Source organism: Arcicella aquatica (assembly GCF_034928825.1).
GTDB classification, from domain to species: domain Bacteria; phylum Bacteroidota; class Bacteroidia; order Cytophagales; family Spirosomataceae; genus Arcicella; species Arcicella aquatica.
In genome coordinates, this window is the sequence record NZ_JAYFUL010000043.1 from 16,933 (window position 1) to 33,090 (window position 16,158).

The 16,158-nt window shown below is 36.0% G+C and carries 12 protein-coding genes; 6 read left to right on the top strand and 6 right to left on the bottom strand.

The genetic code is table 11. The features are described from left to right. Nucleotides 1-69 precede the first annotated feature (69 nt). Nucleotides 70-2,175, bottom strand: a complete 2,106-nt coding sequence (locus tag VB264_RS19720; RefSeq protein WP_323252177.1) for a nitrite reductase — start codon at nucleotides 2,173-2,175, stop codon at nucleotides 70-72. Between the two features lie 291 nt (nucleotides 2,176-2,466). Here VB264_RS19720 and VB264_RS19725 point away from each other — a divergent pair, with 291 nt between their 5' ends. Further along, nucleotides 2,467-2,907, top strand: a complete 441-nt coding sequence (locus tag VB264_RS19725; RefSeq protein ID WP_323252179.1) for a hypothetical protein — start codon at nucleotides 2,467-2,469, stop codon at nucleotides 2,905-2,907. Between the two features lie 119 nt (nucleotides 2,908-3,026). Here the strand turns inward: VB264_RS19725 and VB264_RS19730 are convergent, their stop codons facing one another. Both VB264_RS19730 and VB264_RS19735 read right to left on the bottom strand, forming a co-directional pair. Continuing rightward, nucleotides 3,027-3,659 (bottom strand): hypothetical protein, encoded by a 633-nt coding sequence (locus VB264_RS19730; RefSeq protein WP_323252181.1) that lies wholly within the window; start codon nucleotides 3,657-3,659, stop codon nucleotides 3,027-3,029. A 104-nt stretch (nucleotides 3,660-3,763) separates the two neighbouring features. Beyond that, on the bottom strand, nucleotides 3,764-4,030 hold the full coding sequence (locus tag VB264_RS19735; protein ID WP_323252182.1) for a hypothetical protein: 267 nt from the start codon (nucleotides 4,028-4,030) through the stop codon (nucleotides 3,764-3,766). Nucleotides 4,031-4,258: 228 nt separating this feature from the next. Between VB264_RS19735 and prfA the strand changes: the two genes are divergently transcribed. Continuing rightward, on the top strand, nucleotides 4,259-5,335 hold the full coding sequence (gene prfA / locus VB264_RS19740; RefSeq protein WP_323252184.1) for a peptide chain release factor 1: 1,077 nt from the start codon (nucleotides 4,259-4,261) through the stop codon (nucleotides 5,333-5,335). Nucleotides 5,336-5,431: 96 nt separating this feature from the next. Here the strand turns inward: prfA and VB264_RS19745 are convergent, their stop codons facing one another. After that, entirely contained in the window at nucleotides 5,432-9,232 is a 3,801-nt protein-coding gene (locus tag VB264_RS19745; protein ID WP_323252186.1) for a T9SS type A sorting domain-containing protein, read from the bottom strand. 378 nt (nucleotides 9,233-9,610) lie between these two features. Further along, on the bottom strand, nucleotides 9,611-10,651 hold the full coding sequence (locus VB264_RS19750; protein ID WP_323252188.1) for a sensor histidine kinase: 1,041 nt from the start codon (nucleotides 10,649-10,651) through the stop codon (nucleotides 9,611-9,613). A 255-nt stretch (nucleotides 10,652-10,906) separates the two neighbouring features. On the opposite strand from VB264_RS19750, the gene purB reads away from it, so the two are divergent. Next, complete coding sequence (purB, locus tag VB264_RS19755; RefSeq protein WP_323252190.1) at nucleotides 10,907-12,253, top strand: adenylosuccinate lyase; 1,347 nt, start codon at nucleotides 10,907-10,909, stop codon at nucleotides 12,251-12,253. Between the two features lie 82 nt (nucleotides 12,254-12,335). Here purB and VB264_RS19760 read toward each other — a convergent pair whose 3' ends face one another. Next, on the bottom strand, nucleotides 12,336-12,653 hold the full coding sequence (locus VB264_RS19760; protein ID WP_323252192.1) for a hypothetical protein: 318 nt from the start codon (nucleotides 12,651-12,653) through the stop codon (nucleotides 12,336-12,338). 344 nt (nucleotides 12,654-12,997) lie between these two features. Between VB264_RS19760 and VB264_RS19765 the strand changes: the two genes are divergently transcribed. The 3 genes from VB264_RS19765 (at nucleotide 12,998) to trpD (ending at nucleotide 16,147) form a co-directional block, all read left to right on the top strand. Continuing rightward, a complete protein-coding gene (locus tag VB264_RS19765; RefSeq protein ID WP_323252194.1) occupies nucleotides 12,998-14,422 on the top strand; it encodes an anthranilate synthase component I family protein in 1,425 nt (474 codons plus the stop codon). A 122-nt stretch (nucleotides 14,423-14,544) separates the two neighbouring features. After that, complete coding sequence (locus VB264_RS19770) at nucleotides 14,545-15,111, top strand: anthranilate synthase component II (RefSeq protein ID WP_309921626.1); 567 nt, start codon at nucleotides 14,545-14,547, stop codon at nucleotides 15,109-15,111. Nucleotides 15,112-15,160: 49 nt separating this feature from the next. Continuing rightward, on the top strand, nucleotides 15,161-16,147 hold the full coding sequence (trpD, locus tag VB264_RS19775; RefSeq protein WP_323252196.1) for an anthranilate phosphoribosyltransferase: 987 nt from the start codon (nucleotides 15,161-15,163) through the stop codon (nucleotides 16,145-16,147). The last annotated feature ends 11 nt before the right edge of the window (nucleotides 16,148-16,158 follow it).

Here is a 16,158-nt window from a genome sequence, read left to right on the forward strand (position 1 = left end):
GGTGAATAAATAGGGCTCAGAATAACGCCTATCCACTCACCATTGATGATTGATTTCAAATAAGGTAAATTATGCCAAAGTCAATTGGTCACGATAAGCTTTTGCCAATGCCAAGAACGCCTCAGCATCTTCTACATATTTGGTAGCAAATTCTTGCGAAGGCTCATTTTGATTGATTTGTAAAACCAATTCTTTAAATGTTTGACCACTCAAAGAAATCTCACCTGTTGCCACAAAATGCTCGTCAAATTTGTCAATTACACCACTTTGTGTAGATGCACTTACTGATTTGTCTAACAACAAAGCTTTAGCTGCACTTACAAATACGCTATAAGCATGGTAGATTGAATCTGCCAAACGATTTTCTTCGTAAGCATTTCTTGTCCACTCCATTTTCTCAACAGACTCTAGCAATAATGTTGCTACTAAATCTATTATTACGCTGGCACATTCACCAACACCAATTTCTGTTTGGAATTGTTCAGAAGCACCCCAGTCGATAAAATCATCTTCTTTCAACGTAGTTAAATCAGCAACTGGTTTCAACAAGTTATAGAAGTATTTTTCGCCTTGACGGTCATAATAATCATTGAAGTATTCGCCTTCTAGTGCGTTTTCTTCATAATTATTCAATACTACTCTTAATACTTGTGGTCCACGTTTTGAAGGCACTTTAATTACTTTATCAGCCACACGCCCAACGCCATCGCCTACTGTTCCACCGCCTAATAATACTTGTAGGGCAGGTAAAACACGCTTATCAGCCGCTTTCAGAGACGAACCGTGGAAACCAATATTGGCCATACCATGCTGTCCGCATGAGTTCATACAGCCAGAAATCTTGATTTTAATATCGCTATTATGAATCAACTCAGGGAAATCTTCTGTAATGACAGCTTCTAATTTAGAAGTAATGTTTGTACTATCTGAAATCGCTAAATTACAAGTATCTGTTCCAGGGCAAGCTGTAATGTTTGCCATTGAATTAGCACCTGCTGCTGCAAAACCATGTGCTTCTAATACTGAATATACATAAGGTAGATTAGCTTCAGGAACGAATTTCAACATCAACCCTTGGTTGATGGTTACTCTTACGTCATCAGCAATGTATCCCTCTAATTGTTCGATTAAAGAACGTGAAGTAGTCGAGTGAATATTTCCGTTCAAGATTCTTACATATACGCCATAGAAACCAGCTTGTTTTTGTTCAAAAGTATTGGTTGCTTTCCATAAATCGTAAGCTTCTTGGTTAGTAATCGTTACTTCTGAAGCAGTTTTAGATGGCATTTCTTCATCTGTTACAGTCCACTTGCCTGCTTCTACATCTACTTCAACCGATTTGCTTTTTAAAGCTGTCCATTCCGTTTGAATCAATTCAGTTAGTTTTTCAAAACCAATTTTTTGAATCAAGAATTTAATACGTGCTTTATGACGAGAGTTTCTTTCGCCATGACGATCAAATACTCTTAAGGTTGCTTCTAAGAAAGGAATGATTTGGTCGGCAGCCAAAAAGTCAAACGATGTTTTAGCCAACATTGGCTGTGCTCCTAATCCTCCACCTAATACTACTTTAAAACCACGTTGCCCATCTTGGATTTTAGGAATAAAACCCATGTCGTGCATATAAGTTAAGGCAGTATCTTCGTCAGTGTTTGAAAAAGCTATTTTAAACTTTCTACCCATTTCCTGACAAATCGGGTTTCTCAAGAAATAACGGAAAGTAGCATCTGCATAAGGACTAACATCAAAAGGTTCTTTAGGGTCAATACCCGCAGAAGGCGAAGCTGTTACGTTTCTAACAGTGTTTCCACAAGCCTCACGAAGCGTGATATCGTCTTCTTCTAATTTCGACCATAATTCAGGTGTTCTATCCAAAGAAACAAAGTGAATTTGTATATCCTGACGAGTAGTTAAATGAAGATTTCCTGTAGAATATTCATCTGAAATATCAGCAATACGTTTCCACTGTTTGAAAGTCATTTTTCCATAAGGCAGCTTGATACGAACCATCTGTACACCTTGTTGGCGTTGGCCATATACCCCTCTTGCCAAACGAAGACTACGGAATTTTTCCTCGTGAATTTTCCCTTCACGGAATAATTCTATTTTGCGAGCCAAGTCAATAATATCTTTCTCTACAAGCGGATTTTCGAGTTCAGTTCTGAAACTTTGCATGATATCTGGTCGTTTTTGCCTTTTTCTTCTCTAAAAGAGCAGTCAAAAGCACTTCTATTACTCTATTAATTATATAGATTTAAGGCAAAATTAATCAAGAAAGTTCGGCAATCAAGGTTTTTTTAGAAAAAAATGTTTGTTTTCGTGGCTAAAGTATTCATAATGATTGGCTTTCTAAAAATTAACAAATAGTTATTTGTTGGAATAGGTATTAATTTGACAATAAAATACTAATCAGAATTATACTATATTTGTAGGTCTATTAGACACAAATTAACCCTAAATATAAAAATGAAAAAAAGTTTATTTATTATGATGGCTTTTCTAATGATTAGCCTTTTTGCTTGTACTGAGTCAAAGAAGCTTGTTGAATTACAAGACCAAAATCGACGTCAAGGAATTCAACTTTCTAAACTCCATGAAGAGAATGCCGAATTAAGTAGTTTGAATTTTACGTTGAAAAGTCAAAGTAAAAAGAAAGACGAAGAGTTGGTGAAATGCCAAACAGACTTTAAAGAGGTGATAGAACCGATTGTTTTAAAGTATAATCATTTGTTAGAAGATTATACCAAACTACAGGCTTCAAATAAAGTATTAAATGATGCTTATGAAACAAGCAAAGAAAATGCTGCTTCGGTAATTATGGAGTTAGAAGAAAAGACTAGAACGAAGGCTGTGAAGGTTAAAAAAAGCACTAGAAAAGTAAAAGCAAAGAAGCGTCGTCGTAGATAATTTCAATCAGGAAAGGGCAACGTGTGATTAGACAGCTTAAAGGACATACCAAAATAATAATTTAACTAAAAGGGGTAGCCAAATCTATTTGGCTATCCCTTTTAGTTAATCAGGCTTTGCTATTTTTCACTCAACACTTTCAAATGTTTTGGGTCGGCTAGTCTTACTACTTCTTTCTTTGAAAATTTAATAACCCATAGTCCTAGAAAATCTCCTTCTTTTTTCAAATCCAAACTATCCAATTTAGCTTGTTTGCCAATATCAATCAATTGCTTTTTGCTAAGTTTTGTTAAAGACTGACTCCCTTTAATAGGAGAAGTATAATAAAAAAACGATTCGTCTTCAGATTTTTGGATATTATCAACTTGCGCAATGTTATGTTCAACATTATATTGATAAGCATCTAGTGTTTCATTGATTTTCTTATCCCAAGCAGGATTCTTTAATTTCAAGGGGCTTCCCGAAGTGATTTCTACGCGATATGCTTTGGCTAGAGAGTCTTTCAAGGTAGCATCTTGTAAGTTTTTTGCTAAATCAGCATTGAGTTTTTTTACAATAACACTCCCCCATTCGTCTACTTGTGCGGTAAACTGTCCGGGCGTAATGCGTTTTACTTCTCGTTCATGCAATTCTTTAACAGCGGCTGTAGTATCGATTCGCTTAAAATCACAACTGATTAAAAAGAGATTAGCCATAATAAACAAGCAAAAGGTTCTTGTAAAAAAAGTAAAATATGGATGTTGCTGTTTCATGTTGTCTTTGGGAAGTAATCTGCTAAATTTGTGTAAAGATAAGGCTGAAACATGAAAAAAGTCGTGATAAGCATCACGACTTCCTATTATTTATCTGGATAATTTTAGTATCTTCCTCTTCTACCATTGTATCGTCCATTACCATGATATGGTCTTTGCGGAACATTTCTTGGTACTATTATTACTCGCCTTGGCGGAGGAACTACATAGCGATATCTAGGATAATTTGGATATGTATACCCATACCTATATGGATAAGGGCGGCGACTATCAACTCGAACATAAGATGGCCCACAAGACGCTACCAACAAAAGAATTGCTAATGACAAAAAAAGCAATTGAAATGTTTTATGAATTTTTAGCTTTTTCATGACGTTTGGAGTTTAAAATATAGTACTTAGAGATTAAATAACGTAAAAGGTTTAATATAAGTGTAGCCCTATTTACTTGGGTATCTAAGCAAAAGACAATCAGATAAACATTTACCCCTATTGAATATAAAGAATTTTGTATCTTTGCACCCTGATTTTTAGGTAGCCGTATTCTTCGGTTATAATTGCTAATATCAAGCTGTTGAACTTTCCGAAATAAGAAAAAATATGTTAGAACAATTAGAGGCCATCCGTGAAAGATTTGAAGAGGTTGCTCAGCAAATGACGCAACCCGAAGTAGTATCGGATATGAAGAAATATAAAACCATCAGTAAGGAGTATAAAGACCTTGAAAAGATAGTTTTAAAATATAATGAGTACAAAAATATCCTCTCGAATATTGAAGGGGCAAAAGACGTAATAGCTACTGAAAAAGATGAAGAATTTCGTGCTTTAGCTAAAATGGAATTAGAAGAATTGTTGCCTCAGAAAGAAGAATACGAGAAAATTATTAAGGAAATGTTGATTCCTAGAGACCCGAACGATTCTAAAAACATCATCATGGAGATTCGTGCTGGAACGGGTGGTGACGAAGCGGGGATTTTTGCAGGAGACCTTTTCAGAATGTACCAACGTTTCTGTGCAACCCAAGGATGGCAGTTTCAATTGATGGATTATACACAAGCGTCATCTGGTGGGTATAAAGAAATCATTGCTAATATTCAAGGCGAAGATGTGTACGGTAAAATGAAATTTGAATCGGGTGTTCACCGTGTGCAACGTGTACCTGCTACAGAATCTCAAGGACGTATCCACACTTCGGCGGCGACTGTGGCTGTTTTACCAGAGGTAGATGAAGTAGATGTACAGATTAATATGAACGATATTCGTAAAGATACGTTCTGTTCGTCTGGAGCAGGTGGACAGTCTGTAAACACGACTTATTCTGCCGTGAGGGTTACTCACCTCCCGTCGGGTTTAGTAGTACAGTGTCAGGATGAGCGTTCGCAGATTAAAAACTTTGAAAAGGCTATGACCGTTTTACGTTCAAGACTTTACGATATTGAATCAGCGAAACAACAAGAGTCTATTGCAGGCGACCGTCGCTCAATGATTGGTTCTGGTGACCGTTCTGATAAAATCCGTACTTATAATTATCCACAAGGTAGAGTAACCGACCACCGTATTGGCTATACGGTGTATAACTTACCAGTAGTAATGGATGGTGAAATTGGTGATTTTATCGAACAATTAAGAATTGCAGAAAACGCTGAGAAATTGAAAGAGGGTGCGGGAGCGTTGTAAAATACTTGCTTACATTTAACAAAAAAAATCCACTTAGTCATAAGTGGATTTTTTTTGTTAAAATAAATTTGGTCAAAATTGATGATGCATCAACTATTATAATTTAATAATCTTAGTTACCAATTGTTTGTTTCCTAAATGTAGTTGAATTAAATAAGTACCAGAGGCTAGATGCTGCAAATCTAATTCCAATACATTGTATCCTATATCAGCATCTTTGTCGTGAATACTAATAATTTTTCCTTGGATATCAATTACAGATAAACGAATAGCTTGTGCTTCGGCTATACTAAATTCAGCTTTTACTTTTCCATCTGTTGGATTAGGAGACACAATAAGTCTATCACTAGCTTCCTTATTTTGGTAAGCGTCAAGTGTTTCTGAAATAATAGCTTTTCTACTACTAGGATTATTAATAGAAATGCTATTTCCTGTTGCACAACCTGCAAGACGAGGGTCTTCTTGTTCAAAACAATTGGTTTCTGATGTTGAAAAACGACCAGTGCCCTCTAACCAAGATTTTGGTTTAAATGACCCTGCATCAGATTTGGCGTACCATTTCGTGCCACATTTATATGCTCTAACAATTTCACCAAACCAATCTGTTAATAATTGACCTTCTGTATAATTGCAAGAAGTAGCTGTTGCAGACGATATAGTTATAGACCCAGCGCTACTTGCACTACATCCCGAATTGGAACAAGTAGCAGTATAAGTACCTGTACTATTGACTGTTTTAGAAGAACCTGTTGATCCATCATTCCAAGTAATAGTTCCACTGCAACCAGTTGCTGTTAATGTAGAACTTTGCCCAGCACTTATGCTAGTCAGATTTGCTGTAATTGATGGGGTTGGTGAAGTACATGTTGCTGCACACCCTGCTGGACGAGGGTCTTCTTGTTCAAAACAATTGGTCTCTGATGTTGAAAAACGACCAGTAGCTTCTAACCAAGATTTTGGTTTAAATAACCCACCATCAGCCATAGCATACCATTTTGTACCACATTTATATGCTCTAACAATTTCACCAAACCAATCTGTTAATAATTGACCTTCTGAATAATTGCAAGAAGTCACTGTTGCAGATGAGATGGTTATAGACCCAGCGCTACTTGCACTACATCCCGAATTTGTACAAGTAGCATTATAAGTACCTGTACTATTGACTGTTTTAGAAGAACCCGTTGTTCCATCATTCCAAGTAATAGTTCCACTACAACCAGTTGCTGTTAATATAGCACTTTGTCCAGCACTTATGCTAGTCAGATTTGCTGTAATTGATGGGGTTGGTGAAGTACATGTTGCTGCACAACCTGCTGGACGAGGGTCTTCTTGTTCAAAACAATTGGTCTCTGATGTTGAAAAACGACCAGTAGCTTCTAACCAAGATTTTGGTTTAAATGACCCTGCATCTGATTTAGCATACCATTTTGTACCACATTTATATGCTCTAACAATTTCACCAAACCAATCTGTTAATAATTGACCTTCTGAATAATTGCAAGAAGTCACGGTTGCAGATGATATAGTTATAGACCCATTGCTACTTGCACTACATCCTGAATTGGTACAAGTAGCATTATAAGTACCTGCACTATTAACTGTTTTAGAAGAACCCGTTGTTCCATCATTCCAAGTAATAGTTCCACTACAACCAGTTGCTGTTAATGTAGCACTTTGTCCAGCACTTATGCTAGTCGGATTTGATGTAATTGATGGTGTTGGTGAAGTACATGTTCCCCAATCTTGAAAAATCTCAGCCGAAACTCTACCACTTGCATTTGAATTGTTTATGTATTGAGTTGAAGAACAGTAAACATTTACCTGTTCTGCGGTTGCAGGAATAAATACTTGATTATCTTCCCCAAAAACAGAAGAACCAAATTCTCTTGAACAGCCATCTGAAGTAGTATTCCAACCAAGTTCAGGATTATTTAAATCATATCCATACGGAGAATCTGTTGTAGCATTTCGTTCTACTAATTCCACAGGAAATTTTCCTACCCATAATACGTTCTGAGCATTTGGGTCATCTGTACGTTTGAAATTTATAATCAATTTTATAAAAACTCTATTTTTTTGTGCTTCAATTCCTGCTTTATCTACCTCCCAACCCCTAAAAGGCATTTGCCCATCTGCTCTTTCCATTTTGGCAGAACCTGAAGGTATATCTGATGTTCCTATATCAATAGGTCTTAGGGGACTTAACGTACCATCTGTACCTTGACTCCATATATCAGAAGTTTTAGCTACTGTCCTAGAAAGGCATCCTAAATCTGCATACTCGGTTCTAAAGCCATATGTTTTTTCTGCAGAATCAAAATAGTCAAATTGTAAATTACCTGTTCCTAAGCCATTTTTTAGAAGATCTGTATCACTAATTTGACCTTCTATTACAATAGCACCTTTGATATCTTGAATAACCATTTTATGAGCAGGGTTTACCATAATATTACTCATTGAAAGCCAATTAGTAATTTTAAAATCATAGTCAACAATCGTTCTTCTATAATCTACATATGGATCTGTCGTAACTTTTCCACCCCGAGTATCGTATGTATTTTGTCTTACAAGAAAGTGACCTGTTCGGCTTTTTTTTCGATAAGCTACTATAGGTGTATGTAATAAGTTGACAACCCCCATGGTATTGTTATAAATCGGTTTTCTTGCAGCAATAATTGGTGATGGTTGACTATTTAGTGAAGTTTGATTTGAACCAGGATTGGCTATAATAATATCAGACCAAGGATCCGTTTTAACAATTGTTCCAGTTAGTTCAGAATTCATTTTAATGGCCATAGGTGTTATTTTTACTTCTTGTGGTCCTGCTGCTTGCCCACCACCAGTAAAAAAGTCAATGGCACTGAGTGCAAGTCCCACGTATGGAAGAGCATTAAGTCCCGTTTTTAAAAATCCTAGAACTTTGGCATCAGACACCAAAGTTTCTAGTTTAGATTTTGATGGGTCTGTAGCTTTTAGTGTACTTATTACTCCTTGAAGGCTACCTGTTTTAGGGTTTGGTCTTGCTATAATATCGACTGCTATTTTTTCCCATTTAGAGTCATGGGTTTCTAGCATACTAGTTTTAAACTTATCCAAACTATTGTAAGTTTCCATAGCATTTTTAGCCAATTTAGTAACATCGCTTACACTAATATTACCCAGTGTCACACTTTTATCTTGCGGTGGGGCAATATCTTGAGCTACTAGAGTTCCATTTGATACAATTGTTCCAGTAAGCTTACTTTCCTGAGTTGATGATATTTTAAAAATAAGTTCCGAATAATTCATACAAGTACAGGGATCATAACTGATTGGAAACTCTGCAACAAACCAATCCCCTGGCGTATTTTTAGCATTTACAATAGAGTGTAAAGATTTATTACTAACTTTATCTAAAGCTACAGGATAACCAACAGTTGATAATGCACCTGTTGAAACACCATTATTAGAAAAATAGAGTTCAACATTAGCACGTTGGTAGGCATTTCCACGAGTATTGACGGATAAAAATGCTCGTAATAATCCTGTAAAACGATTATAGAAAATCATATATGGATGAGAAATAGAGGCTCCATTTGCATCTCCAAGGCTTACATTTTTTTGTAGCAATTCCCAACCATCATTATAAGAGTAATTCTGTCCAAAAACAATATAATTAAGATTTGCATTGTTGGATTGAAAGAAAGGGGATGTAATAGGATTAATATTAATATTATTATCTGCCCACTTGATACCAAAGCTTGGACTAAGCCAGTTAAAATTGCCTGAAAGGGTGGGGTTAGAGGAAGAGTTATTTGGTGTAAGCACACAGCTTTGTGCATTAACATCTCCTCCCCATTTTACATTGAATATAAAAAATAATAGACAGGTAAATACGAGAGTATTACGTAACATAAAATAGGGTGTTTTTTAGTTTATAATAGATAATTAGAATATTTATAATACTTAATTAAAATAACTATTTTGCCATCAAATTAGAGCCAATATTAAGCGTTTGCCAATCAAATTAGAAATAGCAATGCAACATTGATTTTTTGATTTAGTTATAAATCAAAAAGAGGGTCTATCAGATTTGGAAATAATTTTTTTACTATAATATTTTAAGTGGATTAGTAAAGACAGGCAAAATAGGCATTTTGGTGTCGGTGAACTATGTAGCTACATTATTGTTTCAAATTTATACTTATTATATTTTTAAGGCAAGTTTTTAGATGTTTTTTGTTGAAAATTGAGGGTAAGGTTTTTTGTTTGAAGATTAATAAATTATATATCCTAACCCACAACCTCCGATTTCTCTAATTTAAACGAAAAGGTTGTGCCCTTCTCAGGCTTTGAAGCTACTGAAATTTTGGTTCTATGGGCATTTAAAATATGTTTTACAATGGCTAAGCCTAAGCCAGATGAACCATCCGAACGACTGCGGGCTTTATCTACTCTATAAAATCGCTCAAAAATTCTATTTAAATGTTCTGGGGCAATCCCCGGTCCATTGTCTTTAATGGATATTTTCCAGTCTTTTTTATCTTCTTCAAAATTTACAATAACTGTCCCGTTTTCATTGCCGTATTTAATGCCATTTTCTACCAAATTTGTTATTACTTGCCCAATACGTTGCGAATCGGCTTTTACCCAAACCTGCGTCTGTGGCGACTTAATTTGTAAGGTAGCATTTTTAGCTTTTGCCTTCCCTTCCAGTTGTTCAAATACTTCTTTGGTAATCTGTTTGATGTCTACCCGCTCTCGGTGCATTTTGATATCACCTGTTTCCATTTGTGAGAGCGTCAGTAAATCTTTTACCAAAATATCCAATCCGTCTAAACTCTTGGCAGCTTTTATCAAAAAGCGTTCACGAACATTTTCATCGTCCATCGCACCATCCAACAACGTATGTACAAAGCCCTGTGCAGCAAAAATCGGCGTTTTTAATTCATGTGAAACATTCGCTAGAAATTCACGACGATACTTTTCCAGACGCTTAAGCTCGGTTACTTCCTGTTCTTTTTTGGATACATATACAAACAGCTCGTCATTCAGTTTCTTCAACGGGTTATTGTTTTTATATAACTTCTTTCGAGTGACACCAAAATCTTTGATTTTTAAACGATTGATGGAATCATACATCTTGTTGATTTCTTGAAAAACCAAATAATCTAATACGAAGTAGATAAGAATTCCTGCTACAATTAACGAAGCAACAAAACTGACAAACAGAACATTACCATTCGATTCTGGTAGAAAAGAAAGAAAAGCCGTAATAAATGCTGCAATAACGATAGCCAATAAAGTGGCTAACAATTTGGGATTCAGAAGCATGACAAAGCCGAATTCGTTTTAAAAAATATAATTTGTGCTCAACTAAAGCAATAAAAGTATCAATCAATATGCAAGTTTGGTGTTTTTTAGCGATAATTCGTATTAAATTTATGAAAATGAATACGAAAATGATTTCCTAAATCGTAGCTCAATAATTCTTTTGTACCTTTGTTCTTTCCTTAAACATTTTGAGGGGATTGAATTTTGAGTTGGAATCGTCACTCAATGGCTCAATCACTCAATCACTCATTAAAAATGCAACTCAATCAATTAACCGCAATCTCTCCCATCGATGGGCGTTACCGCAAGCAAGTAGAAAGCCTTGCCCCTTTTTTCTCTGAATTTGGATTGATCAAATATCGTGTTCGTATTGAAATTGAATACTTTATTGCACTTTGTGAAATACCTTTGCCTCAATTAGAATCAATCAATAAAGATTTATTTTCTGCCTTGCGCGACATTTATCTTAATTTTTCTGAAGAAGATGCCCTTTGGATTAAGGAAACCGAGAAAGTAACGAACCATGATGTCAAGGCGGTTGAATATTTTATCAAACATAAACTAGATAAATTCGGTATCAACGAATACCTAGAATTTATTCACTTTGGACTTACCTCTCAGGATGTTAACAATACTGCCATTCCGTTGTCTTTGTTAGAAGCCATGAACGAAGTATTGGTGCCAAAATTAGAAGAGGTAATTGCTAAGATTGAGGCCTTGGCCGAAGAGTGGAAAAATGTACCATTGTTAGCACACACACACGGACAACCTGCTTCGCCTACACGCTTGGGGAAAGAGTTTATGGTGTTTGTAGAAAGAATGGAACGCCAGATGGATTTATTGAAAACCATTCCATATTCTGCAAAATTCGGTGGAGCAACAGGTAATTTCAATGCACACAACGTAGCTTACCCAGAAAACAATTGGATCGCATTTGGTAATTCATTTGTAAGTTCATTGGGTTTGGTACGTAGCAAATACACGACGCAAATAGAGCATTATGATAACCTAGCGGCATTAATGGATAATTTAAAACGATTGAACAGCATCGTTTTAGACTTAGACCGTGATATTTGGACGTATGTTTCGATGGGCTATTTCAAACAAAAAATCAAAGCAGGCGAAGTAGGCTCGTCAGCAATGCCACATAAAGTAAACCCGATTGATTTTGAAAACTCAGAAGGAAATGTGGGAATCGCTAATGCATTGTATGAATTTTTAGCGGCAAAGCTACCAGTTTCTCGTTTACAAAGAGATTTAACAGACTCTACAGTATTAAGAAATTTAGGCGTGCCTATTGGTCATCAATTAATTGCTTTAACGGCTTTATTGCGTGGTTTGAATAAATTAGAATTGAACCAAGAAGCCATCAACGCTGATTTGGAAGACAATTGGGCGGTTGTGGCTGAGGCAATTCAAACGATTTTAAGAAGAGAAAGCTATCCACAGCCTTACGAAGCCTTAAAAGCATTGACACGTAAGAATGATAAAATTACAGAAAAAACAATTTCTGAATTTATCGATAGCTTGGAAATCAGTGATAAAGTAAAATATGAATTAAGAAGAATTACGCCATTCAATTATGTGGGGGTTTTGGAGTAATCAAACGAATATTTAATGAAGGCTTTAGGCATTTATTTGCTTAAAGCCTTTATTATTTATTTGTTTTAAGAATAATACTTTTCTATTTAAAAATTATTTCTGAACCTTTTTTAGTAGCATAGCCATCTTCCACCAAAATAGCTCCAAGAATATAGGCAATCTGGCTTGTTCTTAAGTTCTTGATTATCCATTCTCCCATACTTCCCGTAGGTGGTTTGTCAAGACTCGTCCCTATTGGAACTGTTTTCCCTGCAAACTCTTTAATTAGTTTTTCATAGTCTTTCTTAGGAAGTTCGACTTTCCATTTTAAGTCAGCACCATAATAAATTACAGTTTTAGAATCATTAGAGTCGTCATATTCAAAAAAAGTTCTTTCACCCCAAGTTTTAAGTCTTTTCATTTTCTATATTATTCACTTATTTTCAGAAATGAATATACAAATGTTTTTTGGATTTCAAGTAGATGAAAAATTATAAACGCTTTATTAGACCTGAAAAAATATGTTATCCACAATTTTTTTCACAATATTTTTTGAATCTAATTTTTAAATACTAAGTTTGTGAAATCAAATGCATAAAAATGACAACAACATTCAAAAATACTTCATGGTGGTGGCAACTGGCAAGCGTCCGTTGAACAGAATCATAATGTATTTTCGATAAAGATATTTTTCTTCACGAAAGGCTTACTGTTCAACCAGTAAGCCTTTTTTGTTTTGCTCTTTCAAACAATCACTAATTAAGCATGACTTTTTCAGTAAAAACAACCCAAAAGAAACGTTTAGCCGATACCATTACGCCCGTTGGAATCTTTCTGAAATTGCGTAATAAGTTCAAGAATTCGGTTATTTTAGAAAGTGCCGACTATCATGGAAAAGAACATGGTTATAGCCATATTGCTTGCGACCCTGTAGCAAGTATTATTGTTGATAATGATGTAGTTACCCAAACTTTTCCAGACGGTACGACGGAAACTTTCAAATTGAATCACCGCAAAGATGCCGTAAAAGCCTTGATGGACTTTGCCAATCGTTTTCAATGGGAACGTCAACCTGATTATGCCCCGATGGCCAATGGTATGTTTGGGCATATTGCTTATGATGCCGTAGAGTATTTTGAAGATATTGAGATACAGGAAAAAAACGAAAACACGGAAATGCCTTCTATCATTTACTATGTTTATCGTTATGTAATAGCCATCAATCATTTTAAAGATGAGATGTTCCTTTACGAACATGAATATGAAGGAGAAAAAAAGAAAAATACAGATGGTGTAAAAGGACTTGAATCTCTGGAAATGCTTTTAGGGATGCCTCATTATGCTACAAAGTCATTCAAATTAACGGGAGAGGAAATTACTAATTATACGGATGATGAAATGCGGGTAATTATCCAAGAATGTATCAAACATTGTTTGCGTGGAGATGTTTTCCAGATAGTGCCTTCTCGTCGTTTTAGCCGTACTTTTGAGGGAGACGATTTTCAGGTATATCGTGCTTTGCGTTCTATCAACCCATCGCCCTATATGTTCTATTTCGATTACGAAAAGTATAGAATTTTTGGTGCATCGCCCGAAAAACAAATTGGCATAAAAAATGGAATGGCAGAAATTCATCCCATTGCAGGTACTTTCAGAAGAACAGGTGATGATGAAAAAGATGCAGAATTGGCACGTGAATTATTAGCCGACCCTAAAGAATCTGCTGAACATGTAATGTTGGTAGATTTAGCAAGAAACGATTTGTCAAGAAGTTCGGACGTGGTAAAGGTAGAAACGTTTAAAGAGGTACAGTTTTACTCACACGTTATCCACTTGGTTTCTAAGGTAACAGGCAAAATGACGGATGGAACAAATCCACTGCAATTAGTAGCGGATACTTTCCCTGCGGGAACGCTTTCTGGTTCGCCAAAGCATAATGCGATGAGTATCATTAACCGCTTAGAAAACGTGAATCGTCATATTTATGGGGGAGCAATTGGCTACATGGATTTTGTCGGAAATTTTAATCATGCCATCGCTATTCGTACTTTCATGAGTAAAAACAATACACTTTATTATCAGGCAGGAATGGGTGTAGTAGCCAAATCGGTGATTGAAAATGAAATGCAAGAAATCAAATTAAAATTAGGCGCATTAAGAAAAGCCTTGGATATGGCGGAGGGAATTTAGATAGTAGCAGTCAGCGATGAGCTTTGAGCAATCAGCTGAAAAGATTTATTCTTTCCGTTTAATTAAAATAAGAATGCAGCTCAAGGCTCATAGCTCAAAGCTGATAGCTAAAAAATACAATCATGAAAATATTAGTCCTTGATAATTACGATTCCTTCGTATATAACTTAGTCTATATCTTAAAAGATTTAGGCAATCAAGTGGATGTATTCCGCAACGATAAGATTTCATTAGAAGAGGTAGGTAAATACGATAAAATATTGCTTTCACCTGGCCCTGGTATTCCCGAAGAAGCAGGTATTTTATTAGATGTCATTCGTGAATATGCCCCAACAAAATCTATTTTTGGGGTTTGCCTTGGGCATCAAGCCATTGGAGAAGCCTTTGGTGCTAAATTGCACAACATGGGCGATGTATTGCATGGCGTAACTACGAAATGTATCATTACAGAGCCATCAGAGATTCTTTTCCAAGGAGTGCCCAATGAAGTAAACGTTTGTCGCTATCACTCATGGACAGTCGTAAAAGAGACCATGCCTGCCGAACTAAAAGTAACAGCACTCGATGAACAAGGCTATGTAATGGCGGAAGCACACTCGCTTTATGATGTAAGAGGTGTTCAGTTTCACCCAGAGGCCTACCTTACAGAATATGGCGTGAAAATGGTAGAGAACTGGGTTAAAATCTAATACAAAAAATAAACCATAGCTGATTGCCCATTGCTAACAGCGAATTAGTATGAAAATTTACTTACAAAAAAGAACAGAAGGTAATGCTTTAACCCAAGAAGAAGCCCAAGCAGCTTTGGGAATTATAGCCAGAGGGGAAGCCAATAATAGCCATATTGCAGCTTTTCTGACTACCTATATGATGAACCCCATTACTTCAGCAGAATTAGCGGGATTTCGTGATGCGATGTTGGAATTAGCCCTCACAATAGACCTTTCCGCTTATGACCCAATGGATGTTTGCGGAACAGGCGGTGATGGCAAAGACACTTTTAATATATCAACTACGGCATCTTTTGTAGTAGCAGGAGCTGGTCAGAACGTGGCAAAGCATGGTAATCATGGCGTGTCGTCGTCTGTGGGTTCATCAACTGTATTAGAATACCTTGGGGTAAAATTTAGTAATGATGCTGATTTCCTTCGTCAGAAAATAGAGACTTCTGGAATCTGCTTTTTACATGCGCCATTGTTTCATCCTGCCATGCGTTTTGTCGGTCCTATTCGCAAAGAATTAGGCATGAAAACGTTCTTTAATATGCTTGGACCAATCTTGAATCCTGCCTTGGTACAAAAGCAAATTACAGGAGTTTATAATTTAGATGTCTTGAAATTGTATGGGGAATTACTCCAAAAATCTTATAAAAATTATGGTGTAATTTATGCCTTAGATGGCTACGATGAAGTGTCGTTGACATCAGATTTTAAATTGATTACGGTAAAAGGAGAAGAGACTTTTTCACCTGAGCAGTTGGGTTTTACAAGATGCAAACAAGAAGATTTGCATGGAGGAAGTACGGTAGAAGAATCGGCTAAAATATTAATCAATATTCTTGAAAACAAAGGCACTAAAGCCCAAACAGAAGCTGTAATCGCCAATGCCGCTACGGCTTTATATTGTGCAGATAATACTTTGAGCTTACCAGATGCCATTTTGAAGGCCAAAGAATCATTAGAAAGTGGTAAAGCCTTGGCGGGTTTCAAGCAATTTATTCAGTAAAATATTTAGAT

Coding starts and splice junctions, on each gene's coding strand:
- VB264_RS19730 (WP_323252181.1), bottom strand. CDS start 3,659: ATGAAACAGCAACATCCATATTTTACTTTTTTTACAAGAACCTTTTGC.
- purB (WP_323252190.1), top strand. CDS start 10,907: ATGCAACTCAATCAATTAACCGCAATCTCTCCCATCGATGGGCGTTAC.
- prfA (WP_323252184.1), top strand. CDS start 4,259: ATGTTAGAACAATTAGAGGCCATCCGTGAAAGATTTGAAGAGGTTGCT.
- VB264_RS19750 (WP_323252188.1), bottom strand. CDS start 10,651: ATGCTTCTGAATCCCAAATTGTTAGCCACTTTATTGGCTATCGTTATT.
- VB264_RS19745 (WP_323252186.1), bottom strand. CDS start 9,232: ATGTTACGTAATACTCTCGTATTTACCTGTCTATTATTTTTTATATTC.
- VB264_RS19720 (WP_323252177.1), bottom strand. CDS start 2,175: ATGCAAAGTTTCAGAACTGAACTCGAAAATCCGCTTGTAGAGAAAGAT.
- VB264_RS19760 (WP_323252192.1), bottom strand. CDS start 12,653: ATGAAAAGACTTAAAACTTGGGGTGAAAGAACTTTTTTTGAATATGAC.
- VB264_RS19765 (WP_323252194.1), top strand. CDS start 12,998: ATGACTTTTTCAGTAAAAACAACCCAAAAGAAACGTTTAGCCGATACC.
- VB264_RS19770 (WP_309921626.1), top strand. CDS start 14,545: ATGAAAATATTAGTCCTTGATAATTACGATTCCTTCGTATATAACTTA.
- VB264_RS19725 (WP_323252179.1), top strand. CDS start 2,467: ATGAAAAAAAGTTTATTTATTATGATGGCTTTTCTAATGATTAGCCTT.
- VB264_RS19735 (WP_323252182.1), bottom strand. CDS start 4,030: ATGAAAAAGCTAAAAATTCATAAAACATTTCAATTGCTTTTTTTGTCA.
- trpD (WP_323252196.1), top strand. CDS start 15,161: ATGAAAATTTACTTACAAAAAAGAACAGAAGGTAATGCTTTAACCCAA.